The 26884-nt window shown below is 65.3% G+C and carries 23 protein-coding genes; 19 read left to right on the top strand and 4 right to left on the bottom strand.

What is annotated here, in order from left to right; all coding sequences use genetic code 11:
- The first annotated feature begins 151 nt into the window (after positions 1 to 151).
- From BX604_RS25790 to BX604_RS25735, 12 genes are all read left to right on the top strand, one after another.
- Positions 152 to 2188: an NADH:flavin oxidoreductase gene (locus tag BX604_RS25790; RefSeq protein ID WP_098553627.1), complete on the top strand. Its 2037-nt coding sequence runs from the start codon at positions 152 to 154 to the stop codon at positions 2186 to 2188.
- 300 nt (positions 2189 to 2488) lie between these two features.
- Complete coding sequence (locus BX604_RS25785) at positions 2489 to 3757, top strand: M24 family metallopeptidase (protein ID WP_244108918.1); 1269 nt, start codon at positions 2489 to 2491, stop codon at positions 3755 to 3757.
- A 97-nt stretch (positions 3758 to 3854) separates the two neighbouring features.
- Positions 3855 to 4865 (top strand): ornithine cyclodeaminase family protein, encoded by a 1011-nt coding sequence (locus tag BX604_RS25780; RefSeq protein ID WP_179894879.1) that lies wholly within the window; start codon positions 3855 to 3857, stop codon positions 4863 to 4865.
- A gap of 19 nt (positions 4866 to 4884) precedes the next feature.
- Entirely contained in the window at positions 4885 to 5412 is a 528-nt protein-coding gene (locus BX604_RS25775) for a MarR family winged helix-turn-helix transcriptional regulator (protein ID WP_179894878.1), read from the top strand.
- A 247-nt stretch (positions 5413 to 5659) separates the two neighbouring features.
- Positions 5660 to 6475, top strand: coding sequence for an amino acid ABC transporter ATP-binding protein (locus tag BX604_RS25770; RefSeq protein WP_098553623.1), 816 nt, complete (start codon positions 5660 to 5662; stop codon positions 6473 to 6475).
- Positions 6476 to 7117, top strand: coding sequence for an amino acid ABC transporter permease (locus BX604_RS25765; protein ID WP_098553622.1), 642 nt, complete (start codon positions 6476 to 6478; stop codon positions 7115 to 7117).
- On the top strand, positions 7114 to 7776 hold the full coding sequence (locus tag BX604_RS25760) for an amino acid ABC transporter permease (RefSeq protein ID WP_098553621.1): 663 nt from the start codon (positions 7114 to 7116) through the stop codon (positions 7774 to 7776). The genes BX604_RS25765 and BX604_RS25760 overlap by 4 nt, the downstream gene beginning before the upstream one ends.
- A gap of 81 nt (positions 7777 to 7857) precedes the next feature.
- Positions 7858 to 8694, top strand: a complete 837-nt coding sequence (locus BX604_RS25755) for a substrate-binding periplasmic protein (protein ID WP_098553620.1) — start codon at positions 7858 to 7860, stop codon at positions 8692 to 8694.
- 144 nt (positions 8695 to 8838) lie between these two features.
- Positions 8839 to 10002, top strand: a complete 1164-nt coding sequence (locus BX604_RS25750) for a porin (RefSeq protein WP_098553619.1) — start codon at positions 8839 to 8841, stop codon at positions 10000 to 10002.
- Between the two features lie 53 nt (positions 10003 to 10055).
- Positions 10056 to 10805 (top strand): electron transfer flavoprotein subunit beta/FixA family protein, encoded by a 750-nt coding sequence (locus BX604_RS25745; protein ID WP_098553618.1) that lies wholly within the window; start codon positions 10056 to 10058, stop codon positions 10803 to 10805.
- 16 nt (positions 10806 to 10821) lie between these two features.
- Positions 10822 to 11781, top strand: a complete 960-nt coding sequence (locus BX604_RS25740) for an electron transfer flavoprotein subunit alpha/FixB family protein (protein ID WP_098553617.1) — start codon at positions 10822 to 10824, stop codon at positions 11779 to 11781.
- A 1-nt stretch (position 11782) separates the two neighbouring features.
- Positions 11783 to 12064, top strand: coding sequence for a hypothetical protein (locus BX604_RS25735; protein WP_098553616.1), 282 nt, complete (start codon positions 11783 to 11785; stop codon positions 12062 to 12064).
- A gap of 37 nt (positions 12065 to 12101) precedes the next feature.
- Here BX604_RS25735 and BX604_RS25730 read toward each other — a convergent pair whose 3' ends face one another.
- Positions 12102 to 12875 (bottom strand): short-chain dehydrogenase/reductase, encoded by a 774-nt coding sequence (locus BX604_RS25730; RefSeq protein ID WP_098553615.1) that lies wholly within the window; start codon positions 12873 to 12875, stop codon positions 12102 to 12104.
- A 3-nt stretch (positions 12876 to 12878) separates the two neighbouring features.
- Entirely contained in the window at positions 12879 to 13706 is an 828-nt protein-coding gene (locus BX604_RS25725) for an alpha/beta fold hydrolase (protein ID WP_098553614.1), read from the bottom strand.
- Positions 13707 to 13911: 205 nt separating this feature from the next.
- Between BX604_RS25725 and BX604_RS25720 the strand changes: the two genes are divergently transcribed.
- The 4 genes from BX604_RS25720 to BX604_RS25705 all read left to right on the top strand — a co-directional run bounded on the left by BX604_RS25720 (position 13912) and on the right by BX604_RS25705 (position 18523).
- Positions 13912 to 14853, top strand: coding sequence for a LysR substrate-binding domain-containing protein (locus BX604_RS25720; protein WP_098553613.1), 942 nt, complete (start codon positions 13912 to 13914; stop codon positions 14851 to 14853).
- Positions 14854 to 15013: 160 nt separating this feature from the next.
- A complete protein-coding gene (locus tag BX604_RS25715; protein ID WP_098554051.1) occupies positions 15014 to 16396 on the top strand; it encodes an MFS transporter in 1383 nt (460 codons plus the stop codon).
- 52 nt (positions 16397 to 16448) lie between these two features.
- Positions 16449 to 17705 (top strand): CaiB/BaiF CoA transferase family protein, encoded by a 1257-nt coding sequence (locus tag BX604_RS25710; RefSeq protein ID WP_098553612.1) that lies wholly within the window; start codon positions 16449 to 16451, stop codon positions 17703 to 17705.
- A 5-nt stretch (positions 17706 to 17710) separates the two neighbouring features.
- On the top strand, positions 17711 to 18523 hold the full coding sequence (locus tag BX604_RS25705; RefSeq protein ID WP_257146426.1) for an enoyl-CoA hydratase/isomerase family protein: 813 nt from the start codon (positions 17711 to 17713) through the stop codon (positions 18521 to 18523).
- 144 nt (positions 18524 to 18667) lie between these two features.
- Here the strand turns inward: BX604_RS25705 and BX604_RS25700 are convergent, their stop codons facing one another.
- Together BX604_RS25700 and BX604_RS25695 are read right to left on the bottom strand one after the other, a co-directional pair.
- Positions 18668 to 19975: an ATP-binding protein gene (locus BX604_RS25700; RefSeq protein ID WP_098553610.1), complete on the bottom strand. Its 1308-nt coding sequence runs from the start codon at positions 19973 to 19975 to the stop codon at positions 18668 to 18670.
- A complete protein-coding gene (locus tag BX604_RS25695) occupies positions 19975 to 20694 on the bottom strand; it encodes a response regulator (RefSeq protein ID WP_098553609.1) in 720 nt (239 codons plus the stop codon). Before BX604_RS25695 ends, BX604_RS25700 begins: the two co-directional genes overlap by 1 nt.
- A 192-nt stretch (positions 20695 to 20886) precedes the next feature.
- Here BX604_RS25695 and BX604_RS25690 point away from each other — a divergent pair, with 192 nt between their 5' ends.
- The 3 genes from BX604_RS25690 to BX604_RS25680 are packed head-to-tail and all read left to right on the top strand — an operon-like array spanning position 20887 to position 26786.
- On the top strand, positions 20887 to 22101 hold the full coding sequence (locus BX604_RS25690; RefSeq protein ID WP_257146425.1) for an efflux RND transporter periplasmic adaptor subunit: 1215 nt from the start codon (positions 20887 to 20889) through the stop codon (positions 22099 to 22101).
- Between the two features lie 9 nt (positions 22102 to 22110).
- Positions 22111 to 25323, top strand: coding sequence for an efflux RND transporter permease subunit (locus tag BX604_RS25685; protein ID WP_098553607.1), 3213 nt, complete (start codon positions 22111 to 22113; stop codon positions 25321 to 25323).
- Complete coding sequence (locus BX604_RS25680) at positions 25320 to 26786, top strand: efflux transporter outer membrane subunit (protein ID WP_098553606.1); 1467 nt, start codon at positions 25320 to 25322, stop codon at positions 26784 to 26786. Before BX604_RS25685 ends, BX604_RS25680 begins: the two co-directional genes overlap by 4 nt.
- The last annotated feature ends 98 nt before the right edge of the window (positions 26787 to 26884 follow it).

The following is a 26884-nucleotide window of genomic DNA, read 5'->3' as shown; positions in this document are numbered from 1 at the left end:
CAACCCCCGTCATCAGGAGTTTCCCGAACTCACTGTACATATGTGTTTTGTCAACTTGACACATGTGAACAGTGATTCTAACCTGAGTCGCAACTGGTGTTCATGTCAGGCAGTCACGAACCACGCTCCCGTTTCTTCCACGAGGCATTCCATGTCGAACGATCCGCTGCTGCAGCCGTACACCCTCAAACATCTGACGTTTCGCAATCGCATCATGACGACGTCGCACGAGCCGGCTTATGCGGAGGACGGGATGCCGAAGGCGCGCTACCGTGCTTACCACGTCGAGCGCGCGAAGGCGGGCATCGCGCTGACGATGACAGCCGGCTCCGCGGCGATCTCGAAGGACAGCCCGCCGGTGTTCAACAACATCCTCGCGTATCGCGACGAAGTGGTGCCGTGGATGAAGGATCTCGTCGACGAGTGTCACGAGCACGGCGCGAAGGTGATGATCCAGCTCACGCATCTCGGCCGCCGCACGCGCTGGGACAAAGGCGACTGGCTGCCGGCGGTGTCGCCGTCGCACGCGCGTGAGCCGGCGCACCGTGCGTTTCCGAAGAAGATGGAGGAGTGGGATATCGAACGCATCGTGCGCGACTATGCGGATGCGGCGGAGCGGATGAAGGCGGCCGGCCTCGACGGGATCGAGCTGGAAGCTTACGGACACCTGATGGACCAGTTCTGGTCGCCGCTGACCAACACGCTCGACGCGCCGTACGGCGGCCCGCTCGAAAACCGGATGCGCTTCACGTTCGACGTGCTGCGGGCGATCCGCAAGCGCGTCGGCGACGAGTTCGTCGTCGGGATCCGCTATACCGCCGACGAAATGATCGCGGGCGGGCTGACGAAGGAAGAGGGGATCCAGTTGTCGCTCGCGATGAAATCGAGCGGCCTGATCGACTTCCTGAACGTGATTCGCGGGCATCTCGAAACGGACGCGGGCCTGACGGACATCATCCCGATCATGGGGATGAAGAGCGCGCCGCACCTCGATTTCGCGGGCGAGATGCGCGGCATCACCGAGTTTCCGACCTTCCACGCGGCGCGGATCCAGGACGTGCCGACCGCGCGCCACGCGATCGCATCGGGCAAGGTCGACATGATCGGCATGACGCGCGCGCACATGACCGACCCGCATATCGTGCGCAAGATCATCGAGCGGCGCGAGGACGACATTCGCCCGTGCGTCGGCGCGAATTACTGCCTCGACCGGATCTACCAGGGCGGCGCCGCGTTCTGCATCCACAACGCGGCCACCGGCCGCGAGACGACGATGCCGCATGTGATCCCGCCCGCGCCGGCGAAGCGCAAGGTCGTCATCGTCGGCGCCGGTCCGGCCGGGCTCGAAGCGGCACGCGTGGCCGGCGAGCGCGGGCACGACGTGGTCGTCTTCGAGGCGACCGGCCATCCGGGCGGGCAAGTGCGCCTGACGGCGCAGACGCCGCGTCGCAAGGAGATGCTCGGCATCATCGACTGGCGGATGGCGCAATGCGAGCGGCTCGGCGTGCGTTTCGCGTTCAACACGTGGGCGGATACGTCCACCGTGCTCGACGAGCGGCCCGACGTCGTGATCGTCGCGACGGGCGGCATGCCGGACGTCGACGTGCTGACCTCGGGCGGCGAGCACGAGGTGTCCGCGTGGGACATCATTTCCGGGGACGTGAAGCCGGGCCGCAACGTGCTGATCTACGACGACGCGGGCGATCATCCGGCGCTGCAGGCAGCGGAAACCATCGCGCACGCAGGCGGTGCGGTCGAGATCATGACGCCCGACCGCGCGTTCTCGCCCGAAGTGATGAGCATGAACCTCGTGCCGTACATGCGCTCGCTGCAGAAGCTCGACACGAAGTTTACGGTCACGTACCGCCTCGAGGCCGTGCGGCGCGAAGGCGACGAACTGGTCGCGACCGTCGGCAGCGATTACGGCGGCATCCACAACGAGCGCCGCTACGACCAGATCGTCGTCAATCACGGCACGATCCCGATGGACGAGCTGTACTTCGCGCTGAAGCCGCAGTCGACGAACCTCGGCGCGGTCAATTACGACGATCTCATCGACGGCAAGCCGCAGGTCGAGAACCGCAACCCGGCGGGACGCTTCCAGTTGTTCCGGATCGGCGATGCGGTGTCCGCGCGCAACACGCATGCGGCGATCTACGACGCGCTGCGGCTCGTCAAGGACCTGTAAAGCGACGGGCCGGCGCGCGTCGCCGGCCCCGCGTGAATGGCCGTAACGGGGCGGCTGCCGCGCAAGCGCGGCGGCGCCCGCATGCATGCCGCCGGCCCTTGGCGGGCCGTTCGCGAAGCAAGGGTAAACACATTTTTAGCGCATTGACAGTTGGTTCCACGCGGGACTAATCTGCGTCGACACAGGCAATGCGTCGGATCCGCGCTCCATCCCGGGCGCTCACACTCCAGTCAGAAGGGAGCCGTCGTGATCGTGAATACTGCCCCGCAATTTCCCCGCGCTGGCTCGTCGATGTCCGGCATGCCCGACGCTCCCGCGTACCGGGATGACGCCCTGGTCCAGGGCCATCGCGTCGCGCCGGTCGATCGCGCGCTGCTCGACGCATTCGACGCGATCGATCGCCGCGCGCTGCGCGCGTACCGTGTCGAACGGCTGCGGGAACAATTGCGCAAGCACGACTACGCGGGGATGCTGCTCGCCGATCCGCTGAACATCCGCTATGCGACGGACACGAACAATCTTGGCCTGTGGGTCATGCATTCGCCGAGCCGCTACGTGTTCATCGCGACCGACGGTCCGCTCGTGCTGTTCGATTTCACGAGCAGCAAGCACAACAGCGAACACATCGAATCGATCGACGAGATCCGGCCCGCCACGCCGTGGATCTATTTCCTGGCCGGCCCGCGCGTCGAGGAGAAGGCCGATGCGTGGGCACACGAGATCGCCGATCTGCTGCGTGCGCACGGCGGCGGCAACATGAGGCTCGCCGTCGACCGCTGCGACCCGTGGGGTGCCGAACGGCTGACGCGGCTCGGCGTCCGGCTGTTCGACGCGCAACCGCTGACCGAACAGGCGCGCGTCGTGAAAGGCCCGGAGGAAATCGCGCAGCATCGCGTGTCGATGGGCGTGTGCGATCTCGGCGTCGCGCGCATGCGCGAGGCGCTGCGTCCGGGCATCACCGAGAACCAGTTGTGGAGCGTCTTTCACGAGACGAACATCGCGCACGGCGGCGAATGGGCGGAAAGCCGGCTGCTGTCGTCGGGCCCGCGCACCAATCCGTGGTTCCGCGATGCGTCGAACCGCGTGATCGAGCCGGGCGACATGGTGTGCTTCGACACCGACATGGTCGGCCCCGGCGGCTACCTGTCCGACATTTCGCGCAGTTTCGTGTGTCCGGGCCGCGGCGTGTCCGCGCACCAGCGCGATCTGCTCGGCTATGCGGAAGACCAGATCCTGCACAACGTCGGGCTGCTGCGCGCGGGCGTCACGTTCCGCGAGTTCGCCGAGCACTGCTGGCCCGTGCCGGAGCGCTACGTCCACAACCGCTACATGATGATGCTGCACGGCGTCGGGCTGGTCGACGAATACCCGAGCGTCGCGTATGCGGTCGATTTCGACGCATGGGGGTATGACGGCACGTTCCAGGAAAACATGGTCGTGTCGGTCGAGAGCTACATCGGCGTGCAGGGCGGCGCCGAAGGCGTGAAGCTCGAGGAACAGGTGCTGATCACGTCGACCGGCGCGATCCCGCTGTCGGCCGTCCCGCTGATCGCGGACCGCGATGCGTGAGCCACACCCGGCCGGCCACGTGCCGGCCATGCGCCCGGCCGCGTCGTCCGCCGCCGGTTTCGACGTCACACGTTTTGACAGGGCAAACCCGTTTCCGATGACCGAATCCAGTCCGTTGCCGCAACTGATCTCTGCCGATGCCGTATTGAGCCGCATGCCGCCCACGGATATGGTCGATGCGCTGGAGGCCGCGCACCGGCGCGCGTATGCGCCGCTTGCGCGCCTGCATGCGAGCGTGCCGCGCGATGCGCGCGAGAACGGCGAGATGCTGATCTGGCTCGGTGGCGCGCCCGACGGCGCGACCGGCACGAAGGTCGTGTCGATCTCGCCCGACAACGGCCGGCGGACGAACGATTCGGCCGACACGTGGCACGCGGCCGTGCTGCTGAGCGATCCCGAGGACGGCCGGTTCCGGTCGATCATCGTCGGCAACGCGTTCAGCCGTTACAAGACGGCGGCCGACTCCGCACTCGGGGCACGTCTGCTCGCGCGGCGCGCGCCGCAGACGCTGACGATCATCGGCGCGGGCGCGCAGGCGCAGGCGCATCTGCGCGTGATGGCCGCCGAATTTCCGACGTTGCGCCGGATCGACGTGTGGAACCGCACGTACGAGCGTGCGGCGCGGCTCGCCGACCATGCGGCCGGCGACGCGCCCGGTGCGGACGTGCGTGCCGTCGCGCATCTCGAGCGCAGCGTTCGCGAGGCCGACCTCGTCGTGTGCGTGACGTCGTCGACGTCGCCGGTGCTCGACGGAGCATGGCTGCGCGACGGCTGCCACGTGGACCTGGTCGGCGGCTACACGCCGTCGATGCGCGAAGCGAACGATGCGGCGCTGCTGCGCTCGCGCATCTACGTCGATCATCGCGCGCTCGTGACCGAGCACTGCGGCGACATTCGCCAGCCGCTCGACGCGGGCGTGATCGACGCGACCGACATCGAGGGCGACCTGTTCGACCTGTGCGGCGGCCGCGCGGCGGGACGCCGGCACGATGCGGACATCACGCTGTTCAAGAACGGCGGCGGGGGGCATCTCGACCTGATGTTTGCCGACTGGCTGAGCCGCCGGTGCGCGACGCCGGAGGACGGCCGCATGCCGTCCGATCATTGACCCGATGGAGCTGTCTGCGATGAAAGAGTCCGATCTCGAGTCCGAACTTCACGACCACGACGAGCACGAAGCGTCCGACGACGCGACGGGCAGCGATGCGGTGTTCGACGCGATCGTCACGCACGGACCGCTGAACGATGCATGGCGGCTCACGCTCTGGTCGAACTGCTACACCGAGCCGGTGTTCGCCGAGATGATCCAGGCGTTCGACGTCAGCCGCGACGAGTTCAACGTGCTGGCCTGCCTGTCGACCGTCAGCGCGATGACGGCCAAGCAGATCTGCGAAGTGACGGGGCGGCCGAAGAACAGCATCAGCCGCGCGGTAAACCGGCTCGCGGAGCGCCGGATGATCCGCCGCAAGACGAACGAGGACGACCGGCGGGAGATTCGCCTCGCGCTGAACGAAAGCGGCCGCCGGCTGTACGAACGCGTGCTGCCCGTCTCGCTCGACCGGCAGACGCTGATGCTGAGCGCGCTCGACGCGGACGATCGCGCGATGCTCGATCGCATCCTGAACAAACTGATGAATTCGCGCCGCGGATGGTGAGCGCGCGGTGAGCGGGCCGCCGTAGCCCGCCCCTGGCGATCGAGTTGATGCGTGTCGCGCAAGACATGATGAAAAACGATCGCTTGAGGCCCGAATATTGGACGCATTCAATATCGTTCAACGATTCATGTCGTTGTACTGAATAAATGAAACACGTATCCCGAATCGAAAGCGCGCCGCTTTCCGGCGCGATGACGGTCGAACGATCCGGAGAGCCGCGTTGAAAGCCATTGACGGAGAAGCTTCCATGAACAGCATTGTCGCACCTCCCCTGCAAACCGAACCCGGCGCGATGCAGGCCGGCCGTCCCGGCATGCAGCCGATCCTGTGCGTCGAAGGCGTCGGGAAGACCTTCGGCGCGCATCGCGTGCTGCAGGACGTCAGCTTCTCGATGAATGCGGGCGAGGTCATCGCGATCATCGGTCCGAGCGGGTCCGGCAAGAGCACGCTGCTTCGCTGCATCAACCAGCTCGAACCGCCGACCGAAGGCCGCGTGACGATCGGCGACGTGACGATCGAGGCGAACCATACGCCGCCGCGCCGTGAGCTCGTGACGCTGCGCCGCCGGATCGGGATGGTGTTCCAGTCGTTCAACCTGTTCCCGCACCTGAGCGTGCTGCGCAACGTCAGCCTCGCGCAGGAGCGCACGATGGGCCGTAACCGCGCGGATGCCGATCGGCGCTCGATGGAGCTGCTCGAACGGGTCGGTCTCGCGAACAAGGCCGACCAGTATCCGGTGCGCTGTTCCGGCGGCCAGCAGCAGCGCATCGCGATTGCCCGGGCGCTCGCGCTCGAACCGGAAATCATGCTGTTCGACGAGCCGACGTCGGCGCTCGATCCGGAGCTTGGCCTCGAAGTGCTCGCGGTGATGAACGAGCTCGCGCAATCGGGGATGACGATGATCGTCGTCACGCACGAGATGCATTTCGCGGAGAGCGTGTCCGACCGCGTGATCATCATGGCCGACGGGCGGATCCTCGAAGCGGGGCCGAGCGAGGCCGTGATGCGCCACCCGGGCACCGAGCGCGCGGCGAAATTCCTGAACGCCGTGAGGGACCGCTGAATGATCGACCATCTTTCCGCCATTCTCGCCGGCGTGCCGTGGACGATCGCGCTGACGCTGACGGTCTTTGCGATCGGCGCGGTGCTCGGGATGCCGCTTTGCGCGCTGCGCAATGCCCGGAACCCGGTCGTGCGCGCGCTCGCGACGGCGTTCGTCGTCGGTTGCCGGTCGGTGCCGCCGATCGTCTGGCTGTTCTTCGTGTTCTTCGGAATCGGCAACGACCTGCTGCCGCTCAACCCGTTCACGGCGGCCGCGCTCGGCCTCGGCCTCGTGACCGCGGCCAATCTGTCCGAGGTCTATCGCGGCGCGCTGACGGCCATTCACCCGGGGCAGTACGAAGCGGCGAAAGTGCTGAATCTCACGCGCACGCAGCAGTTTCGCGATGTGATTTTCCCGCAGATGGTGCGCATCGCGCTGCCCACCGCCGCGACCTACCTGATCGGCCTGTTGAAGGACTCCGCAGTCGCGTCGACGATCGGCGTGAACGAGCTGGCGTTCCAGGCGTATCACGTGTCGCAGCAGACGTTTCGCGGGCTGGGCGTCTACGCGGCCGCCGCGCTGCTGTATATCGCCCTCAGCATCCCGGTCGCATGGCTGTCGCGCTGGGCCGATCTTCACCTTCGTTCGCGGGTGTCGCGATGAGCTCCATGATCGATCTCTGGCAATCCTGGCTGCCCGACCTGCTCGGCGGCTACCGTCTGTCGCTCGAAGTCACCGCGCTGAGCCTCGCGATCGGCATTCCGCTCGGCCTCGTGCTCGCGCTGTGCGTGTCGATGAAGCCGAAGGCGATCCGCATCGCCGCCATCGTGTTCGTCGAGATCGGCCGCGGCGCGCCGGCGCTGATCCTGCTGCAGTTCTTCTACTTCGGGTTGCCGAACGCGGGGATGACGCTGTCGTCGTTCCTGTCCGCCGTGGTGGCGCTCGCGTGCTGCACCGGCGCCTATACGAGCGAGATCATTCGTGCGGGCTTCGATGCGGTGCCGCACGGCCAGAAGGAAGCGGCCGCGGTGATCGGGCTCAATGCGGTCGACGCGCTGCGCTTCGTGATCGTGCCGCAGGGCCTGCGCGTCGCGCTGCCGGCGTTGCTCGGTTTCGCGATCATGATGCTGCAGGCCACGTCGCTGTGCTTCACGATCGCGCTGCCCGAACTCGTCAGCCGCGCGTCGAGCATCGGCTCGTCGACGTTCGAATACATGCCCGTGCTGCTGCTCGCCGGCCTGATGTTCGCGCTGATCTGCGTGCCGGCGACGTTCGCCGTCTCCGCGCTCGAGCGTCGTCTGGGGCGGCATGCAGTGCGCTGAGCCGCCGATGCCGTCCGATCCGTTCTTTTCATTTGCCGGTTTCCGTTTTTTTAACTGCCACGCTCTTTCGGGGAGATTCTCATGACATCAACCAAGCGTCGCCTTTCGTTCGCGCTCGTCGGCCTGTGTCTCGCGGGCTTCGGCGCGGCCGCCCACGCGCAGGCCTGCAAGCCCGCGCACCAGTTCGAGACGATCCGGCCCGGCACGCTGTCGGTCGCCGTATGGGATTTCCCGCCGTATTCGATTCCGGCCGGCACGAGCGACATCAAGGGCGTCGACGGCGAGATCGTCAAGCAGATCGCCGCGCGCGAATGCCTGAAGATTTCGGTGTCCGTCATCGACCCGGCCGCCGTCGTGCAGTCCGTCGTGTCGCGTCGCGCCGACATCGGCCTCGGCGACTGGTATCGCACGGCCGACCGTGCGAAGGTGCTCGGCCTGAGCGATCCGATGTATCTCGACCAGATGGCGGTGATCTCGAAGCAGGGCGTCGACACCGTGGCCAGCATCGTCGGCAAGCGTGTCGGTACCGTGCAGGGCTATCTGTGGACCGGCGATCTGCAGAAGCTGCTCGGCAGTTCGCTGGTCGTCTATCCGAACCCGGTCGCGATGGCGCAGGATCTGGCGGCGGGCCGGATCGACGTCGGCACCGACAGCTATGCGGTGTCGAAATACAACCAGACGAAGGGCGGCTATGCGTCGATGAAGATCATGCTCGTGAAGCCCGATCCGCGCGTGCCCGCGTCGCTCGAACCGGGGCAGACGGCGCTGCTGTTCACGAAGACGAACGCCGCACTCGGCACGGCGCTCGGCGCGAATATCGACGCGATGCGCCAGTCGGGGGAGATCGCGCGGATCCTCAAGACCTACGGGCTGTCGGCATCGGCCGCCGATGTGGGTGCGCCGCGGATCATTCAGTGACGACAGCCGGCTGAGCCGCCCTCGCGGCGGCCGGATCCAGGGCGGCAGGCGGTGCGCCCGCCCTGGATGACGCACCATCCCCGTTTGAATCGCTCCCCCGTTCATGGAATCGAACCGGTTCATCACAATCAATCAGGAGACCAAATGAAGAAGAGTATGCGAAGACTGTCCGGCTGGCTGGCCGTCACGTCGGCGTGCGTCGTTTGTCCGATCGCCGCGCACGCGCAGTCGACCGTCACGCTGTACGGCGTGATCGACGAAGGCATCGACTACACGAACAACAGCGGTGGCAAGTCGCTGTGGCACATGCAGGACGGCACCTATGACGGCATCTACGGAAGTCGTTGGGGGCTCAAGGGCAGCGAGGATCTCGGCGGCGGCCTGTCGGCGATCTTCAAGCTGGAATCGGGCTTCAGCGCGGAAAACGGGCAAATGCGGCAGGGCGGCCGCCTGTTCGGTCGGCAGGCGTACGTCGGCCTGTCGGATACGCGGCTCGGCACGGTGACGTTCGGTCGCCAGTACGATTCGATCGTCGACTATCTGCAGCCGTTGACCGCGCCCGGCCAGTTCGGCGGCCCGTTCGTGCATGCAGGCGACATCGACAACACCGACAACTCGTTTCGCGTCGACAACTCGATCAAGTATGCGAGCCCGAGCTTCGGTGGCCTGACGTTCGGCGGCATGTACTCGTTCACGAATTCGACGGCGCCGGGGCGCGGCACGACCGGCATGTGGAGTGTCGGCGCGAGCTATTCGGTTGCGTCGTTCAATGTCGCGGCCGCCTATCTGTATGCGAAGAACCCGGCGCTGCTGTTTACGGACGGCGATTTCGTGTCCAACACGACGGGCCCGGCGATCGGTGCGTCCGGGCCGTTCAGCTATGTCGGCAATCCGGCCAACGAGCAGGTGGCGGGTGCCGCGGCCAGTTATGCGTTCGGTCATGCGACGGTCGGACTCGACTTCACCGACACGCGCTTCGAGCGCGCGAACGGCACGACGTCGACGGTGCGCTTCGACAACTATGAAGCATGGGTGCGCTATGCGCTCACCGCCGCGTGGTCGGTCGGCGGCGCCTATACGTATACGCACGGACATGTCGGCTACTCGGATGCCGCGCCGATCTACCATCAGGCCGGCCTGACGACGACGTATGCGCTGTCGAAGCGCACGTCGGTTTATGCGATGGGCGTCTACCAGCGCGCGGGCGGTGCGGCGACGCAGGCCGCGATCTTCGATGGCGTGGTCGGCGATGCGTCGAGCAACAATCATCAGATCGCATTGCGGATCGGGATGTATCACCTGTTCTAAACCTGATGGGGCAGGCGGCAGGCGCCAGCCCCGTCATTTCTGGCGGATATGCGATGAGGATTCTGGTTCCAGTCAAGAGAGTGGTCGATTACAACGTGAAGGTCCGCGTGAAGTCGGACAACACGGGCGTCGACATCGCGAACGTGAAGATGTCGATGAATCCGTTCGACGAAATCGCGGTGGAAGAAGCCGTGCGCCTGAAGGAAGCGGGCGTGGCGACTGAAGTGATCGCCGTGTCGGTGGGCGTTGCGCAAGCGCAGGAAACGCTGCGTACGGCGCTCGCGATCGGTGCGGATCGCGCGATCCTCGTCGAATCGAACGACAGCGTCGAGCCGCTGGCCGTCGCGAAGATCCTGAAGGCGCTGGTCGACAAGGAACAGCCGCAACTCGTGATCCTCGGCAAGCAGGCGATCGACGACGATTCGAACCAGACGGGCCAGATGCTGGCTGCGCTGGCTGGCCTGCCGCAAGCGACGTTCGCGTCGAAGGTGACGATCGCCGACGGTAAGGCAACCGTTGCACGGGAAGTCGACGGTGGTGCGGAAACGTTGTCGCTGACGCTGCCGGCCGTGGTCACGACCGACCTGCGCCTGAACGAGCCGCGTTACGTGACGCTGCCGAACATCATGAAGGCGAAGAAGAAGCCGCTGGAAAACGTGAAGCCGGAAGACCTCGGTGTGGATGTGACGCCGCGATTGAAGGTACTCCGCGTGAACGAGCCGCCGAAGCGCGCAGCCGGCGTGAAGGTGCCGGACGTGAAGACGCTAGTCGAGAAGCTGAAGACCGAAGCCAAGGTGCTGTAAGAGGGAGCCCAAGGAAATGACGATTCTGGTGATTGCAGAGTGCGACGCCCCAAAGGAAGCCCCCTTGGGGGGCAACGCGTCGATCAAGGCCGCGACGCTGAACACGGTGGCAGCGGCGGCGAAGATCGGCGGTGACATTCACGTGCTGGTGGCCGGCCACAACGCGCAGGGCGCGGCTGACGCGGCAGCGAAGATCGCAGGTGTCGGCAAGGTGCTGCTGGCCGATGCGCCGCAGCTCGCGAGCGGTCTTGCAGAGAACGTGGAAGCGACGGTGCTGACCATCGCGGCAAATTACTCGCACATCTTTGTGCCGGCGACGGCCTACGGCAAGAACATCGCGCCGCGTATCGCCGCGAAGCTGGACGTCGCGCAGATCTCGGACATCACGGCAGTGGACTCGGCCGACACGTTCGAGCGTCCGATCTACGCTGGTAACGCGATCGCGACGGTGCAGTCGAGCGACCCGATCAAGGTCATCACGGTGCGTGCGACGGGTTTCGATCCGGTTGCAGCAGAAGGCGGCAGCGCGCCGGTCGAGAAGATCGAAGCGGCAGCCGACGCAGGCAAGTCGCAATTCGTGAGCCGTGAAGTGACGAAGCTGGACCGTCCGGAACTCACCAGCGCGAAGATCATCGTGTCGGGCGGCCGTGGTCTGGGCAGCGGCGAGAACTACACGAAGGTGCTGGAGCCGCTGGCGGACAAGCTTCAAGCCGCACTCGGTGCGTCACGTGCCGCAGTCGACGCTGGCTACGTGCCGAACGACTACCAGGTTGGCCAGACCGGCAAGATCGTCGCACCGCAGCTGTACATCGCGGTCGGCATTTCGGGTGCGATCCAGCATCTGGCAGGCATGAAGGATTCGAAGGTGATCGTCGCGATCAACAAGGATCCGGAAGCACCGATTTTCAGCGTGGCCGATTACGGTCTCGTCGGCGATCTGTTCGTCGAGCTGCCCGGCATCGTGGCCGCGTTGTAGCATGGCTGCCCGCTACCGGTCCCCCCGATTCGCGAGCGCGCCGGGCGACTTGCGAGACGTGCGCAGGCAGGCAGCGATCGTCGCGAATTCCGACGACGCTGCCGTCTGGCGCTGGTTTTCCTCGTTGATGGACGATCGCCGGGTCCGCTGGTGTCACGCGACAGACCGATGGTTCGTCAGCGTCGACAACCGGCACGTCGCCACCGAGCCGAGCTTCGACAGCGCGATTCGCGCCGCCAAGGAGGCGGTGGAGAGCCGGGAAGGGTACGGCCCGGCCGGGTGATGCGCCGGTTTGCACCCATTTCCCGACAGGCCTGATCTCAGGCGGCGTATCGCCCGCCGCCGTCCGCATCGATCACGACGCCGCTCAGGTACGATGCGCGCGCCGACGCGAGAAACGTCACCAGGTCGGCAATCTCCTGCGGTTTCGCGGCACGGCCGAACGGGAGATTCGCCAGCATATCGCGCCATCTCGACGCATCGCCAAACCGTTGCGCGGCGCGCGTCTGCGATAGCGAAACCAGTCGCTCGGTTTCCGTGGGACCCGGATTGACACCCAGCACGCGCACGCCACGCTGTGTCGCGTGTGTTCCCACCGCCTGCGTGAAAGCAACGAGCGCAGCGTTTCCGGCCGAGCCGCACAGATAGTCGTAGTTCGGCATGACGCCGGCGATACCGACGACGTTGACCACCACACCGGATCCGCGCGCCATCATCGAGGGCAATGCGGCACGCGTCAGGTTGATATAGCCGAATACCTTCAACTCCCACGCGGTTCGCCATTGGGTGTCGTCGATATTTTCCAGCCCGCCTCCGGGAATGGCACCCGCGTTGTTGACCAGCACATCCACCGACTCAAGCCGCGTCTGCAACCGTTCGCGGCCTTCATCGCTCGCGATGTCCGCAACCACCCCCTCTACGTCGGCGCCGTGAAGTGTCTTCAGGCGCTCGACGGCTTGGTCCACGCCATCCTGCGCTTGTCCCACCACGACGACTCGACTGCCTTCGCGCGCAAATGCATCGGCGCAAGCAAACCCGATGCCGCGTGTCGCACCGGTGATCAGCACGTGCTTACCGCTCAACTCGAGATCCATGGTTCATCCTTCTATCTGTCGTTCGACATCGTTGATGAAATCGAGCACGGCGCGGTTGAACGCATCGGGCTCTTCGAGATTGATCGCATGGCTCGTGTCGGGCAGGACCCATAGCCGCGCGTTCGGGATCGTGCGCTTCAAGAAGAGCGACGGAGCAAGGCAGGGCTCGTCGTCGTCCCCCGCGACGATCAAGGCCGGCACATTCAATTCTCGCAGCGGCATTTCAAGCTCATAGAGCGTGGGACGGCGCATCTGACATCCCTTTGCGGTCAGCGCCGTGCCGATTGCCGAATGCTGGGCAAATTGACGGAGGAATGTGTCGAAGCCCTGCGGATCCTTCTCCTTGAGCTTGCGCCTTGTCGGGCCGTTCAGATAGTCGGCCGCGCCGATTTCCAGTCCCTGGGCCAGGATGCGCGTGGACAGCGCCTCGCTCGCCGCGCGGAACGGTTCAGGGGCGTCCGAGCCATGTCCGGCTGCGGCAACCACGATGGATCGCGTCATGTCCGGATGCGCAATGGCAAAACACAGCGCCGCATACCCGCCCATCGACAGGCCGACGACATGCGCATTCGACACGCCCGCGGCCTTCAGTACGCTCGCGATATCGGCGACCGCATGAAGGTGGCTATAAGACTCGATATCGTCTGGAACGTCGGACGGCGGGTAGCCACGCGCATTGAACGTAATGCAGCGAAATCGCTGCGATAGCGCGCGCACCTGAAGTGCCCAGTTGCGGTGATCTCCCGCGAACTCGTGCAGGAACACGATGGCTGGGCCTTGCCCGGTCGCTTCATAGAAGAGATGGACCCCGTTAGAGGATGCGGTGGGCATGTCTACTCCATTTTTGTGCAGGAAAGAGGGGCGCGGCGCAGGCATCGTCGGGATGCGCGACGCGCGTTCCGCAAGGCACGAGTGTAGGTCGATTCTCAATAAGGTAAAAATATGGGATTGTTATGGGTCTATCATGTTTTTTTATTTCTCGACGACCCCTGATCGAGCGGCCGCCAGCCGTTTGCCATGCGCGTGAGAGGACGGGATGGACTTCAAGCAACTGCAATATTTCGCACGAATTGCCGAGCTGGGTAACATGACGCGCGCCGCGGAGACGCTCCACGTCGCCCAGCCGGCGCTGAGCCAGCAGATTGCCAATCTCGAGGGCGAACTCGACGCGCGGCTCTTCGATCGCGGCGTCTACGGCGTTCGCACCACCCCGGCGGGGGAAACGCTGTATCGCTATGCGAAGTCGCTGCTCAAGCAATTGGAGGACGCGCGACAGGCTATCTCCAGCGAGGTCGACCAGCCCAGCGGGCATGTCGTCATCGGCATCCCGGGCAGTGCCGGCAAGCTCGTCGTCACGCCACTGGTGAAGGCGTTGACCAGCCGGTCGGCGATCATGACGGAGATCATCGAGCGGCCGAGCGCCGAACTCGTCGATCTGGTCATCGGCGGCAAGCTCGACGTCGCGCTCGGCGTCGACGTGCCGCGCCGCCGGGGGCTCGCCATTCATCCCGTCCTGCGTGAAGCGCTATTCGCGATCGCACCGCCGAGCGAAGCGCGGGCCGATGCGAGAACGAGGAAATCAGTCACGGCGAAGGAACTGGCCGCGCAGCCGCTGTTCCTGCCGGGTTTCCCGAATACGATTCGCCAACGCGTGGAGGCGGCCTTCCTCGAAGAGCATCTGGAATACAGGATATTGAGCCAGGTGAGCTCGCTCGATATGGTGGTGCGACTGGTTTCTTCCGGGCTGGGCTGGGGCGTGTTGCCATGGTCGGCCGTGGCCGACGAGGTACAGCGCGGCAGAATCCGCGCGCTGCGTGTGTCGGATCGCTCCCTGTCGCGTGAGCTTTCGGTGTGCATCTCCGACTCCGTGCCGTTGAGCCGCGCGGCGGAGGTGGTGCGCGATTGCATGCTCGACATCATTCAGACCTTGATCCGGTCGAAACAATGGGACCATGCCAGACTGGTCTCTCATGGCTGAGGTGCTCACGCCAGGTCGATAAGCGAGCCTTATCGACCCATCGGTATTCCATATTTGTTTGCGTATTGATCGGCTTCATACAATCGATCCGTCCGTGATGGATTGCGGCGCACGCGGAGACACGGAACTTCGCGAATACACCAAACATATGGAGACAACCATGTCAGGCAATCCCGGCTCATCCGCCACGACATGCGAGGCGGCATGCGCAAAGGCATTCTGGCGCATCGTGCCCGTGCTGTTCGTGAGCTACGTGCTCTGCTCGATGGATCGTTACAACGTCGCGTTTGCGCAGATCCAGTTGCGCGAGGCGCGGCACATCACCGACAGTATCTACGGCCTCGGCGCGACCCTGTATTTCGCAACTTACGTGGCGTTTGCCGTCCCGGCCAGCATGCTGTTGCGCCGATGGGGCGCCAAGCGGGTGTTTTTCCTCATCATGCTGGGATGGGGCGTGTGCTCGACATGCATGCTGCTGATCCGGACTCCGTATGATTTCTTTGCCGGTCGGCTGCTGCTGGGTGCATTCGAGGCCGGCTTCTATCCGGGCGTTATTTACTATCTCGGGACGTGGTTTCCGCAAACGCATCGCAGTCACGCTTTCGCGGTATTCACCTCGGGCGTGACCGTGGCAGGGGTCGTGGTGGGGCCGCTGTCGGGGTGGATCATGACCCGCTTCCATGGGGTCGCCGGATTGGCCGGCTGGCAATGGCTCTTCCTGCTCGAGGGATTGCCCAGTTGCCTGATGGCGATCGTTTGCTTCCTGGTTCTCAAGCGGGGGCCGTCCGACGCCACCTGGCTGTCGGGACAGGAACGGCGCGCGCTGGAAGAGGCGCTCGCGCAAGACCGACTCGCCGCACCGCGACAGGTCGTCCCCGCCGGCCGGTTCGGCATGCTTCGTTCGAAGCAGGTGTATCTGTTTGCGCTCATTTACTTTTGCTCGATCTCCGGTGTCTATGCGTTGGGATTCTGGGTGCCGGCGATCATCCGTGCCTATGGCGCGACCACGCCGCTCGAGATCGGCCTGTATTCAGTGATCCCTTGGGGCCTGGCGGCAATCGGCACGGTCATGATTTCGCGCCGCTCCGATCGCATGAATGAGCGACGTTGGCACGCCGCGGGTGCGCTTCTCGTCGGCGCGGCGGCGCTTGGGCTGTCCACACTGCCGCATCTGAGCTTTTCCATCGCAATGTCGTTGCTCAGTGTTGGCGCGGTGGGCGTCATTGGCGCGATTCCTGTCTTTTGGACAATTCCTGCATCAGCGATGCCGGCGGAATTCGCCGCAAGCGGGGTGGGATTCATCAATTGCCTCGGCGTCAGTTCGGGCATGATCGCGCCGCTGTTGATCGGCCTCTTGAAGGAGCGAACCGGATCGCTGTCTCCAGGGCTCTGGTGCCTGGTTGCAATGCTCGTTTCGGGCGCCGTCCTGCTGCTTGTCGTGACCCGGTCAGCGCGGAGTTCGCCCAATGCGTCCGTTTCGCCGGTCATCGCGGACCTGATGTCAGCGCCCGGCGCCCATTCACCCGCAGTCAAGAAACACTAGCCTGGTCGATAGCCAGCCTGTTTCGGAATGTACAAGGATATAAGGACTACTCATGTCAAATGCGAAAACATCGTCATTCCAGCAACCGCTCAAAGGGCTCAAGGTACTCGAACTGTCTCAGATCATGGCAGGGCCGGTATGCGGCTTGATGTTGGCCGACATGGGGGCGGACGTCTACAAGGTCGAGAAGATCCCCAATGGCGACGACGCCAGAAGTTACGGGAAGGCGTCCGACGCCGGCACCCCGCCGTCGTTCATGATGCTCAATCGGGGCAAGCAGTCGATCGGGATCGATATCAAAAGCCATGCGGGCAAGGCGGTGCTGCTGCGTATGGCAGGACAGGCGGACGTGGTGACGGAAAATTTTCGGCCGGGCGTGATCGAGCGTCTCGGGTTGGGCTACGACGTGCTGAGTCGGCTCAATCCGGCGTTGATCTATTGCTCCATCACCGGATACGGCCGTGACGGGCCGCTCGCGCGGAAAGGCGGCTTCGATCTGATTCTGCAGGCGTTCAGCGGACTCATCAGTGTGACGGGCGAAGAAGATGGCGAGCCCGTCAAGCCAGGCGTATCTATCGCGGACGTCAACGCCGGCATTCTCGCTGCGCTCGGCATCCTCGCCGCATATGTGCACCGGTTGCGCACGGGGCTTGGGCAACGCGTGGACACTTCGCTGGTGCAGGCGTCGCTGCAGCAGATGTACTGGTACGCGGCCGCGTATTTCTCGCGAGGCGTGATTGCGAAACCCTCGGGCACCGCGCACCCGCTGATCTCGCCTTATCAGGTCTATCGCTGTCGGGATGGGCGCATTGCCATCGGTGGCGCGAACGAGGCCAACTGGGCGCGGATTGCCGAAACGCTCGGTCATCCCGAATGGAAAGCGGATCCGCGCTTCATGACACCGGATTCGCGGCTCGCCAACAGAAAGGCGCTGGAGACACTCATCAACGAGGTACTGGCTACCGACGACGTGGCGTCGTGGTTGCGCCGGTTCGATGAGGCGTCGGTTCCGGCCGGTCCGGTACACAATGTCGCTCAGGCGCTGGAGCACGAGCAGTCGAAGGCGATGAGAATGGTCGTCGAAGTCGAGGCCCCGAACGGGGGCACGACGCGTGCGCTCGGCCTGCCGATCCATTTCAATGGCACGACGCAGATCGCATCGCGCGCGGCACCGCGGGTCGGGCAGGATACAACCGACATTCTGCGTTGCTTTGGATTCACCGACGGCGAGGTCGACGACCTCATCGCATCGGGCGCCGTGTTGCAGGCGGGTGCGTCGGTCGAGGCCGCCGCGGCGACGCAAGGATGACGTTCATGCATCGACTCGATATCAATGCCGATCGCTCTGGTGCAGCCCACGGACTCGGACTGCACGTCGAAGACCAGATTGCGACCATTACGCTGGCGCGTCCCGAGAAGCGCAATGCGATGACACTCGACATGTGGCGTGACCTTGCCAGGCTTGCCGAACAACTCGATGGCCGCGATGACGTGCGCGCGGTCGTTCTGACAGGCAGCCATGACAGTTTTTGCGCGGGTGCCGACATCGCGGAATTCGATGAACTGCGTCACGACACGGCACAGGTGCTTGCCTATGACGCGATTTACGAGGCGGGATGCCGGGCACTCGAAACGCTCGGCAAGCCGGTTATCGCGGCGATCAACGGCTATTGCATGGGCGGCGGCTGCAATCTCGCGTTGGCGTGCGACATCCGATTGGCTGTACCGCACGCCACTTTTGCCATTCCGGCGGCAAGGTTGTCGGTGGTCTACGGCGCGGCTGGCACCCGTCGGCTTCTCAATCTCGTCGGCCCCGGGCGCGCGCGACGCATGCTATTCACGGGTGCCCGAATCGGTGCGCTCGATGCGCTGAGCGCGGGCCTGATCGACGAAGTTCATGACAAGGTGCATGAAGCCGCGCGCCAATGCGCCATGACGATGACGGCGGTTGCGCCGTTATCGATTCGCGGCGCGAAGGCGATTTTGGCCGAGCTCGAAACGGCCTCGGAAAACCACTGCGAGCGAGTGGCCGAAGCCGCTATCCGTCGCGCTGCCAACAGCGCGGACTATGTCGAGGCGCGCATGGCTTTCAGGGAAAAGCGGGCGCCGCGATTTTGCGGTAACTGACCGGAAGGGCGATACACGCAATTTTCCCATCGCTCATGTCATTCGGCGCGTGCCCAGCCGGCGACGTGCACCTGAGCACGCATCGAACGCCGGTTATGACGGAACGGGCACGCCACCGTGCGTTTCGCTGCCGGGCATGGTCTTCTAGAGTCGCGGACACTGAAGCACGATTCGCGCGATGAGCCCGGTCGGCTTGCGGTTGACGAGCGTGAACGTGCCGCCGTGAGCATGCACGATTTCCCGAACGATCGACAAACCGAGTCCGACGCTCCCCGGGCGGTCGCCGCGTGCCGGATCGAGACGCACGAACGGCTCGATCACGTCCCGCAGTCGATCTTCGGGAATGCCCGGCCCGTCGTCGACCACATCGATATGCACGCTCTGACCGTCGACCGATGCGGCTACCGCGACGCCGCTGCCGAAGTGCAACGCATTCTCGACGAGGTTCGTCAGTACCCGACGCATCGCATCCGGCCGGCAGAAGAAGCGAATTTGCTCCGGGCCGACATAGCGCACCGCCGTGCCGGCTTCCTCGTATTCGTCGCACAGCGTGGAGATCAGCGCGCCGAGATCGAGCCATTCCTTCTCTTCGCGGTCCACGCCGCTGCTGAGGAACGCCAGCGCTGACGTGACCATCGACTGCATCAGTTCGATGTTCCGTATCAGCTTGTCGCGCACGGATTCGCTCAGTTCCATTTCCAGTTGCAGCCGCATGCGGGTCAGCGGCGTGCGCAAGTCGTGGCTGATCGCGGCCAGCATGCGCGTGCGGTTCTGGATCGACAGCGTGATGCGCTCCTGCATCAGGTTGAATGCATGTGCCGCCGATCGAATTTCGAGCGGACCTTCTTCCGCGATCGGCGACACCGACATCTGCTGACCGAATGCGTCGGCGTGTTCGGACAACCGTCGCAACGGACGGATCACGCGCGAGATGGCCCACGCCGACATCGCGGCCACGCCCACGCACATGAAGATCAACGCGCCGTAGAACGGAAAGGAATAGCGCGGCGGGTCAACCGTGTCGCGGGCAGTCCGAATCTCGAGTGTCCGGTTGCCGAGCGGCACCCGTACCTGGATCGTCGCATCTCCGGCATGTTCGACCGCGCAAGCACGTACGGACAGGTCCGCCGCGTCCGTCAGCTCCGATTTCAGCACGGACTCGAGGTCGCGCGTGTCCGGCGTTTCTCCGGAGCAAGCCGACGCCGCCTGCGACAGCCGGAGCGACAGCCCCGGCTGTCGCATCGTCGCGACCACGGCGCTGCGCTCGGCGTCGGGCACCGCGCGCAGACTCTCGACCGCGCTGGCGATGCGATAGGCGCTCTGCCATGGCCACGGCGGAGCGGGCGGGGTGTGGTGCGACAGCAGAACGATGAAGAGCAGGGCCGTGGCGCTCGACGAGCACGTCAGGATCAGCAGGATCTGCCCGAGCGTGGTGGAAAAGATCCGGCGCATCAGACGAAGACCACGTCGGGCTGAAACGCGTAGCCGTCGGTGCGTACCGTACGGATCGTTTCCTCGAGCGGATCGTTGCCGGCGAGCTTGCGCCGCAACCGGCTCACGAGCAAATCGATCGAGCGCCCCGAGATCGGGAAGTTCGTCCCGCGAGTGAGGTTGATGAGCTCTTCGCGCGAGAGCACCTTGCGGACGTGCTGGCAGAGCACAAGCAGCAGGTCGGTTTCCGCGCCAGTAAGCGGCACGCGCAGGCCCGTCGGCGAGCGCACGAAACGCCGGTACGGATAGAACGTGAAGCCGGAAAACTGCAGGACCAGCTCGGTGACCGGTTTGCGTTCGTCGCCCTCCGTGGCGACGGGGCGGCGCAGCACGGCACGGACGCGCGCCAGCAGCTCGCGCGGATCGAACGGCTTGGGCACGTAGTCGTCGGCACCGAGTTCGAGACCGACCACCTTGTCCGTCGGATCGTCGAGTGCCGTCAGCATGATGATGCGCGGGCCGCCCTTCGCATGCAGGCGCCGGCAGAGATCGAGCCCGTCCTTGCCCGGCAGCATCACGTCGAGCAGGACCAGATCGACGTCGACCGTCGCGAGCAGGGCGTCGGCGGTTTCGACGCTGTCCGCGGCGTGCGTGACGTAGCCCTTGCCGGACAGAAAGGCGGCCAGCGGGACGCTGATGTCTGCGTCGTCTTCGACGATCAGGATGGAATTGCCGGTCAATGGAGTCCCCGTTGTTGCGTGCGTGTCGTATGCGGCGCGCGGCCGCGGTGCATTCGCCGACCAATGTACTCCGGTGCGCGCAATTGGTCTGTGTCAATCACGACACATTATGTGAATCCGCATAATAATCAACAACTTACGAGTAATTTGACATATCGTGCACGACATCGAAGAAGGGTGATGGACGTACACATGAACAAGCAGTTGGAGTGTTGCCGGTTGCGTTTGCCGGCGTTATCCGGGCCTGCATCGCCGACGCGCACGACGCGCTGGCCGGTCATGCTGGCGCTGTTCGCATCGCTCGCGCTCGCGGGCTGCGGCGATCGTGGCGCCGCCACCGGCCCGGGCGCCGCCCCGGCGGCCGTCGAGGTCGGCGTCCAGACCCTCGCGCTGCAGCGGATCGATGAGCGCACGGCGCTGTCGGGCCGCCTGTCGGCGCTGCAGGTGTCCGACGTGCGGCCGCAGATCGGCGGGATCGTGCGCAAGCGGCTCTTTACCGAAGGTGCCGACGTCAAGGCCGGACAGGTGCTTTACCTGATCGATCCGGCCGCTTACCAGGCCACCTATGACCAGGCGCGCGGCACGCTCGCGAAGGCCGAAGCGACACTCGCGTCGGCGAACACGAAGGCTGCGCGCTACGCGCAGCTCGCGAAGATCGGCGCGGTCAGCGCGCAGGACAACGACGACGCGGTCGCGGCCGTGCGCGAGGACGAGGCCGACGTGCTGGCCGATCGCGCGTCGCTCGAATCGGCGCGCGTCAATCTCGGCTACACGCGGATCACCGCGCCGATCGCCGGGCGCATCGGCGCGTCGTCGGTGACCGAAGGCGCGCTGGTGACGGCCGACCAGACCACCGCGCTCGCGACCATCCAGGCATACGACCGGATGTATCTCGACGTCACGCGCTCGAGCGCCGAATGGCTGCGGCTGCGCAAGGCCTATGCATCGGGTCGCCTGCAGCGCGCCGGCGACGGCGCCGTCGTGCGGCTCACGATGGAAGACGGCACGCCGTATCCGCATGACGGCGTGCTGCAGTTCTCCGGCATCACCGTCGACCAGACGACCGGATCCGTCACGCTGCGGATCATCTTCCCGAACCCCGACGGCGAACTGCTGCCGGGGATGTTCGTGCGCGCGCAACTCGATGAAGGCGTCGATGCGAATGCGCTGCTGGTGCCGCAGCTCGCCGTCACGCGTGCGTCGGACGGCAGCGCGAGCGTGTGGGTCGTCGACGCGACCGGGCACGCGAAGCAGGTGGCCGTGCGTGCCGACAACGCGTATCGCGACCAGTGGATCGTATCGAGCGGATTGAAGGCGGGCGATCGCGTGATCGTCGACGGCTTGCAGAAGGTGCAGGCCGGCACGGCGGTGCACGTGGCGGCCGCTACGTCGGCCGCGAAGCCGTAAGGAGGGCGCATGGCAGGATTCTTCATACAGCGGCCGATCCTCGCATGGGTGATCGCGATCGTGATCATGCTGGTCGGCGGCGCCGCAACCACGACGCTGCCCGTCGAGCAGTATCCGACCATCGCGCCGCCGTCGGTGCGCGTGAGCGCGACCTATCCGGGCGCGTCGGCCGACACGGTGGCCAAGACCGTTACGCAGGTGATCGAGCAGAAGCTGTCCGGCATCGACAACCTGATGTACATGTCGTCCACGAGCAGCAACGCGGGGCAGGCGACGATCAACCTGACGTTCGCGCCCGGCACCAACGCCGACATCGCGCAGGTGCAGGTGCAGAACAAGGTGACGCAGGCATCCGCGTCGCTGCCCGAAACGGTCCAGGAACAGGGCGTGCAGGTCGCGAAGGCGTCCAGCAACTTCCTGATGATCGTCGCGCTGTCGTCGCCCGGCGGCACGCTGAACTCGATCGATCTCGGCAACGTGATCGCGACGCAGATCGAGGATCCGCTCACGCAGCTGACCGGCGTCGGCGACGTCACGCTATTCGGCGCCGAGCACGCGATGCGGATCTGGCTGAACCCGGTCAGGCTGAAGAGCGTCGGGCTCACCGCGTCGGACGTGACGACCGCCATCACCAACCAGAACGTGCAGTTGTCGGTCGGCGAGCTGGGCGGGGCGCCCGCGACGGATGCGCAGGCGATCAACGCGACCATCGCGTCGTCGAGCCTGCTGACCACGCCCGAACAGTTCGGCAACATCCTGCTGCGCGTCAATGCCGACGGCTCGAAGGTGCTGCTGAAGGACGTCGCGCGCGTCGAGGTCGGCGGCGATTCATACGACACGTCGTCGCGCAGCGACGGCAAGCCGGCCGCCGCGCTGGCGATCAAGCTGTCGACCGGCGCGAACGCGATGTCGACGGCGAAGAAGGTGCGCGCGAAGCTCGCCGAACTGCAGCCGCAGTTGCCGAAGGACGTCGCAATCAGCTACCCGTACGATTCGACGCCGTTCGTGAAGATCTCGATCGAGGAAGTCGTGAAGACGCTCTTCGAGGCCGTGATCCTGGTGTTCCTCGTGATGTACCTGTTCCTCCAGAACCTGCGGGCGACGCTGATCCCGACCATCGTCGTGCCGGTCGCGCTGCTGGGTACGCTGGGCGTGATGTCGGCGATCGGGTTCTCGATCAACGTGCTGTCGATGTTCGCGATGGTGCTCGCGATCGGGCTGCTGGTCGACGATGCGATCGTTGTCGTCGAGAATGTCGAGCGGATCATGGCCGACGAGAAGCTCGGGCCGAAGGCCGCGACGAAGAAGGCGATGGGGCAGATCACCGGCGCGCTCGTCGGCGTGACGACCGTGCTGACGGCCGTGTTCATTCCGATGGCGTTCTTCTCGGGCTCGACGGGCGCGATCTACCGGCAGTTCTCGGTGACGATCGTCTCCGCGATGGTGTTGTCCGTGTTGCTCGCGTTGACGCTGACGCCCGCGCTGTGCGCGACGCTGCTCACGCCGGCGTCGGCGGAGCAGCACGCGCGCCGCGGGTTCCTCGGCGCGTTCAACCGGATGTTCGAGAAAAGCAACGCGGGATACAGCGCGACGCTGGCACGCGTCGTGGCGAAGCCCGCGCGCTGGATGATCGCCTATGCGCTGATCGCCGGCATCGTTGCACTGCTGTTCGTGACGCTGCCGTCTTCGTATCTGCCGGAAGAGGACCAGGGCTCGATCATGGTGTCCGTGTCCGCGCCGGTCGGCACACCGGCATCGAGCACGCTGAAGACGGTCCAGGCGGTCGAACAGTACTTCCTGAAGCAGCCGGCCGTCGCGCACATCATGACGGTCAACGGCTTCAGCTTCAACGGCCAGGGGCAAAACAACGCGTTCGCCTTCGTGCAGCTCAAGGACTGGGGCCAGCGCGGTTCGAACGACAGTGCGCAGGCGGTGATCAATCGCGCGAACGCCGCGTTCGCGAAGCGCCGCGATGCGCAGATCTTCGTGATGAACCAGCCCGCGATCCAGGGGCTCGGCACGCAAAGCGGCCTCGACTTCGAGATCGAGGATCGCTCGGGCCAGGGGCACGACAAGCTGCTGAGCGCGCGCAACCGCTTCATGGCGCTGGCCGCGAAGGAGCTGTCGCTCGCGATGACGCGTCCGGCCGGCCTCGAGGACACGCCGCAGCTCTATGTCGACATCGACCGCGAGAAGGCCAGTGCGCTCGGGCTGTCGATCTCGGATATCGATACGACGCTGTCGACCGCGTTCGGCTCGTCGTACGTGAACAACTACATCGATACCGGCCGGATCCAGAAGGTTTACGTGCAGGCCGACGCGCCTTACCGGATGATGCCGTCGGACATCGGGCAGTGGTATGTGCGCGCCGATTCGTCGTCGTCCTCTTCCTCTTCCTCCTCCTCCTCGTCCTCCGGTTCGTCGTCGAGTACATCGTCTTCGTCGACGACGACGTCCTACGACGGGCAGATGGTGCCGTTCTCGGCGTTTTCCAGCACGCGCTGGACCTTCGGCCCGCCGCAGATCGAACGCTACAACCGCGAGCTCGCGATGGAGATGAGCGCGCAGACGGCGCCCGGCGTCAGTACCGGCCAGGCGATGACGGCGGTCGAGAAGATCGCGCAGCAGTTGCCGAGCGGCTTCGGCATCGAATGGACGGGCCAGTCGTATCAGGAGGTGCTGGCCGGCTCGCAGGCGACCTACCTTTATGCGATCTCGCTGATCGTCGTGTTTCTGTGCCTGGCCGGGCTGTACGAAAGCTGGTCGGTGCCGCTCGCGGTGATTCTCGTGGTGCCGATCGGCGTGCTCGGCGCGCTCGGCGCCGCGCATCTTCGCGGTCTGTCGAACGACGTGTACTTCAAGGTCGGCCTGTTGACGACGATCGGCCTGTCGACGAAGAACGCGATCCTGATCGTCGAATGCGCGAAGGACCTGCAGGCGCAGGGCCGCGGGCTGCTCGACGCGACGCTCGAGGCTGCGCACCTGAGACTGCGGCCGATCCTGATGACGTCGCTCGCGTTCGTGTTCGGCGTGCTGCCGCTCGTGATCAGCACCGGCGCCGGCTCGGCCGCCCGGCATGCGATCGGGACGGGCGTCGCGGGCGGGATGATCGCCGCGACCGTGCTCGCGATATTTTTCGTGCCGGTGTTTTTCATCGTCGTGCGCAGGCTGTTCAACGAACACGGCCACGACGGCGCGCGGCGCGACGAGGGACAAGCATGAAACTGAAACTCATGGCGCTGGTTTGCGTTGCCGCGCTCGCCGCGTGCTCGCTCGATCCCGTCTATCAACGTCCCGCCGCGCCGATGGCCGGCGCATGGCCGAGCGGGCCGGCGTACGGGACTGCGTCCGCGTCCGCTCCATCCGCTGCCGGCGCGGCCCCGACGCCGGCGGCGGCCGAGGTCGGCTGGCGCGAGTTCTATCGCGACCCGCACCTGCGGAAGCTGATCGCGCTCGCGCTCGACAACAACCGCGACCTGCGCGTGGCCGCGCTTCAGGTTGCCGAATACGAAGCGCAGTACCGCATCACGCGTGCGGCGCTCGCACCGTCGATCGACGCGACCGGATCGCTGTCGAATGCGCGCAGCGACGGCACGACCACGCGATCGAGCAGCGTGTCGGTCGGCACGACGTCGTGGGAGATCGACTTCTTCGGCCGCCTGCAAAGCCTGAAGCGGCAGGCGCTCGAGAACTACCTGTCGACCGATGCGTCGCGCGTGAGCACGCAGTTGTCGCTGGTTGCGACCGTGGCGACCGACTATCTGCAACTGCGCGCCGACGAGGCGATGCTGAAGATCACGACGGATACGGTGGTAGCCGACCAGCGCACCTACGACCTGACGGTCGCGATGCAGAAGATCGGCAGCGCGTCGCTGCAGGACGTGCGCGAGGCGCAGACGTCGCTCGCGAGCGCGAAGGCGAGCGTCGCGTCGTACACGCGGGCGGTCGCGCAAGACCGCAACACGCTCGCGGCGCAGATCGGCTGCGCGCTGCCGGACGATCTCGACTCGGGCCCGACGCTGTTCGACGGCGACGCGATGTTCGCGGACATCGGCGCCGGCGTGCCGTCCGACCTGCTGGCGCGCCGGCCCGACATCGAGGCCGCCGAACATACGCTGAAGGCCGCGAACGCGAACATCGGCGCCGCGCGCGCCGCGTTCTTCCCGAAGATCGCGCTGACGGCGACGGCCGGAACGGCCAGCACCGGCCTGACGCAACTGTTCAAGGCCGGCACCGGCGCATGGACGTTCGCGCCGTCGATCACGATGCCGATCTTCGATTACGGCAGCAACAAGGCATCGCTCGACGTTGCGCGGATCGAGAAGGACATCGACGTGGCGGACTACGAGAAGGCGATCCAGACCGCGTTCAAGGAAGTCGCCAATGCGCTGGCCGGGCGCGAGACCTATGTGACGCAGGTCGACGCCGATCGCGAGTACGTGCGATCCGCTCAGGATTACTACGATCTTGCGCAAGCGCGCTACCGGACCGGCACCGACAGCTTCCTCACGCTGCTGACCGCGCAACGGACGTTGTATACGGCGCAGCAGCAGCTCGTTACCGATCAGCTGTCGAAGCTGTCGAATCTGGTGACGCTGTACAAGGTGCTCGGCGGTGGCTGGTCGGAAAGGGCCGACGATGCGCCGAAAACGGGCGACGCTCGGCATGTGTCAGGGCAGTCGTGAGCGAAGCGCGGGAGCTGCGAGCTTCAATCGACTGTCGGAAATCGGGGGCGGCAGATGGCGGCCGTCTCCGGATGCAGTGCATTCACGACGTGACGTGT

It is taken from the genome of Burkholderia sp. JKS000303, from assembly GCF_002563755.1.
GTDB classification, from domain to species: Bacteria; Pseudomonadota; Gammaproteobacteria; order Burkholderiales; family Burkholderiaceae; genus Burkholderia; species Burkholderia anthina_B.
This window is presented reverse-complemented; position numbering and strand designations above follow the sequence as displayed.

What these genes read in the sequence shown, in the direction of transcription:
- BX604_RS25770 (WP_098553623.1), top strand. Translation starts at nt 5,660, where the DNA reads ATGAACAGCATTGTCGCACCTCCCCTGCAAACCGAACCCGGCGCGATG.
- BX604_RS25775 (WP_179894878.1), top strand. Translation starts at nt 4,885, where the DNA reads ATGAAAGAGTCCGATCTCGAGTCCGAACTTCACGACCACGACGAGCAC.
- BX604_RS25710 (WP_098553612.1), top strand. Translation starts at nt 16,449, where the DNA reads ATGTCAAATGCGAAAACATCGTCATTCCAGCAACCGCTCAAAGGGCTC.
- BX604_RS25735 (WP_098553616.1), top strand. Translation starts at nt 11,783, where the DNA reads ATGGCTGCCCGCTACCGGTCCCCCCGATTCGCGAGCGCGCCGGGCGAC.
- BX604_RS25725 (WP_098553614.1), bottom strand. Translation starts at nt 13,706, where the DNA reads ATGCCCACCGCATCCTCTAACGGGGTCCATCTCTTCTATGAAGCGACC.
- BX604_RS25680 (WP_098553606.1), top strand. Translation starts at nt 25,320, where the DNA reads ATGAAACTGAAACTCATGGCGCTGGTTTGCGTTGCCGCGCTCGCCGCG.
- BX604_RS25685 (WP_098553607.1), top strand. Translation starts at nt 22,111, where the DNA reads ATGGCAGGATTCTTCATACAGCGGCCGATCCTCGCATGGGTGATCGCG.
- BX604_RS25690 (WP_257146425.1), top strand. Translation starts at nt 20,887, where the DNA reads ATGAACAAGCAGTTGGAGTGTTGCCGGTTGCGTTTGCCGGCGTTATCC.
- BX604_RS25780 (WP_179894879.1), top strand. Translation starts at nt 3,855, where the DNA reads ATGACCGAATCCAGTCCGTTGCCGCAACTGATCTCTGCCGATGCCGTA.
- BX604_RS25755 (WP_098553620.1), top strand. Translation starts at nt 7,858, where the DNA reads ATGACATCAACCAAGCGTCGCCTTTCGTTCGCGCTCGTCGGCCTGTGT.
- BX604_RS25790 (WP_098553627.1), top strand. Translation starts at nt 152, where the DNA reads ATGTCGAACGATCCGCTGCTGCAGCCGTACACCCTCAAACATCTGACG.
- BX604_RS25745 (WP_098553618.1), top strand. Translation starts at nt 10,056, where the DNA reads ATGAGGATTCTGGTTCCAGTCAAGAGAGTGGTCGATTACAACGTGAAG.
- BX604_RS25765 (WP_098553622.1), top strand. Translation starts at nt 6,476, where the DNA reads ATGATCGACCATCTTTCCGCCATTCTCGCCGGCGTGCCGTGGACGATC.
- BX604_RS25730 (WP_098553615.1), bottom strand. Translation starts at nt 12,875, where the DNA reads ATGGATCTCGAGTTGAGCGGTAAGCACGTGCTGATCACCGGTGCGACA.
- BX604_RS25740 (WP_098553617.1), top strand. Translation starts at nt 10,822, where the DNA reads ATGACGATTCTGGTGATTGCAGAGTGCGACGCCCCAAAGGAAGCCCCC.
- BX604_RS25715 (WP_098554051.1), top strand. Translation starts at nt 15,014, where the DNA reads ATGTCAGGCAATCCCGGCTCATCCGCCACGACATGCGAGGCGGCATGC.
- BX604_RS25705 (WP_257146426.1), top strand. Translation starts at nt 17,711, where the DNA reads ATGCATCGACTCGATATCAATGCCGATCGCTCTGGTGCAGCCCACGGA.
- BX604_RS25750 (WP_098553619.1), top strand. Translation starts at nt 8,839, where the DNA reads ATGAAGAAGAGTATGCGAAGACTGTCCGGCTGGCTGGCCGTCACGTCG.
- BX604_RS25700 (WP_098553610.1), bottom strand. Translation starts at nt 19,975, where the DNA reads ATGCGCCGGATCTTTTCCACCACGCTCGGGCAGATCCTGCTGATCCTG.
- BX604_RS25720 (WP_098553613.1), top strand. Translation starts at nt 13,912, where the DNA reads ATGGACTTCAAGCAACTGCAATATTTCGCACGAATTGCCGAGCTGGGT.
- BX604_RS25785 (WP_244108918.1), top strand. Translation starts at nt 2,489, where the DNA reads ATGCCCGACGCTCCCGCGTACCGGGATGACGCCCTGGTCCAGGGCCAT.
- BX604_RS25760 (WP_098553621.1), top strand. Translation starts at nt 7,114, where the DNA reads ATGAGCTCCATGATCGATCTCTGGCAATCCTGGCTGCCCGACCTGCTC.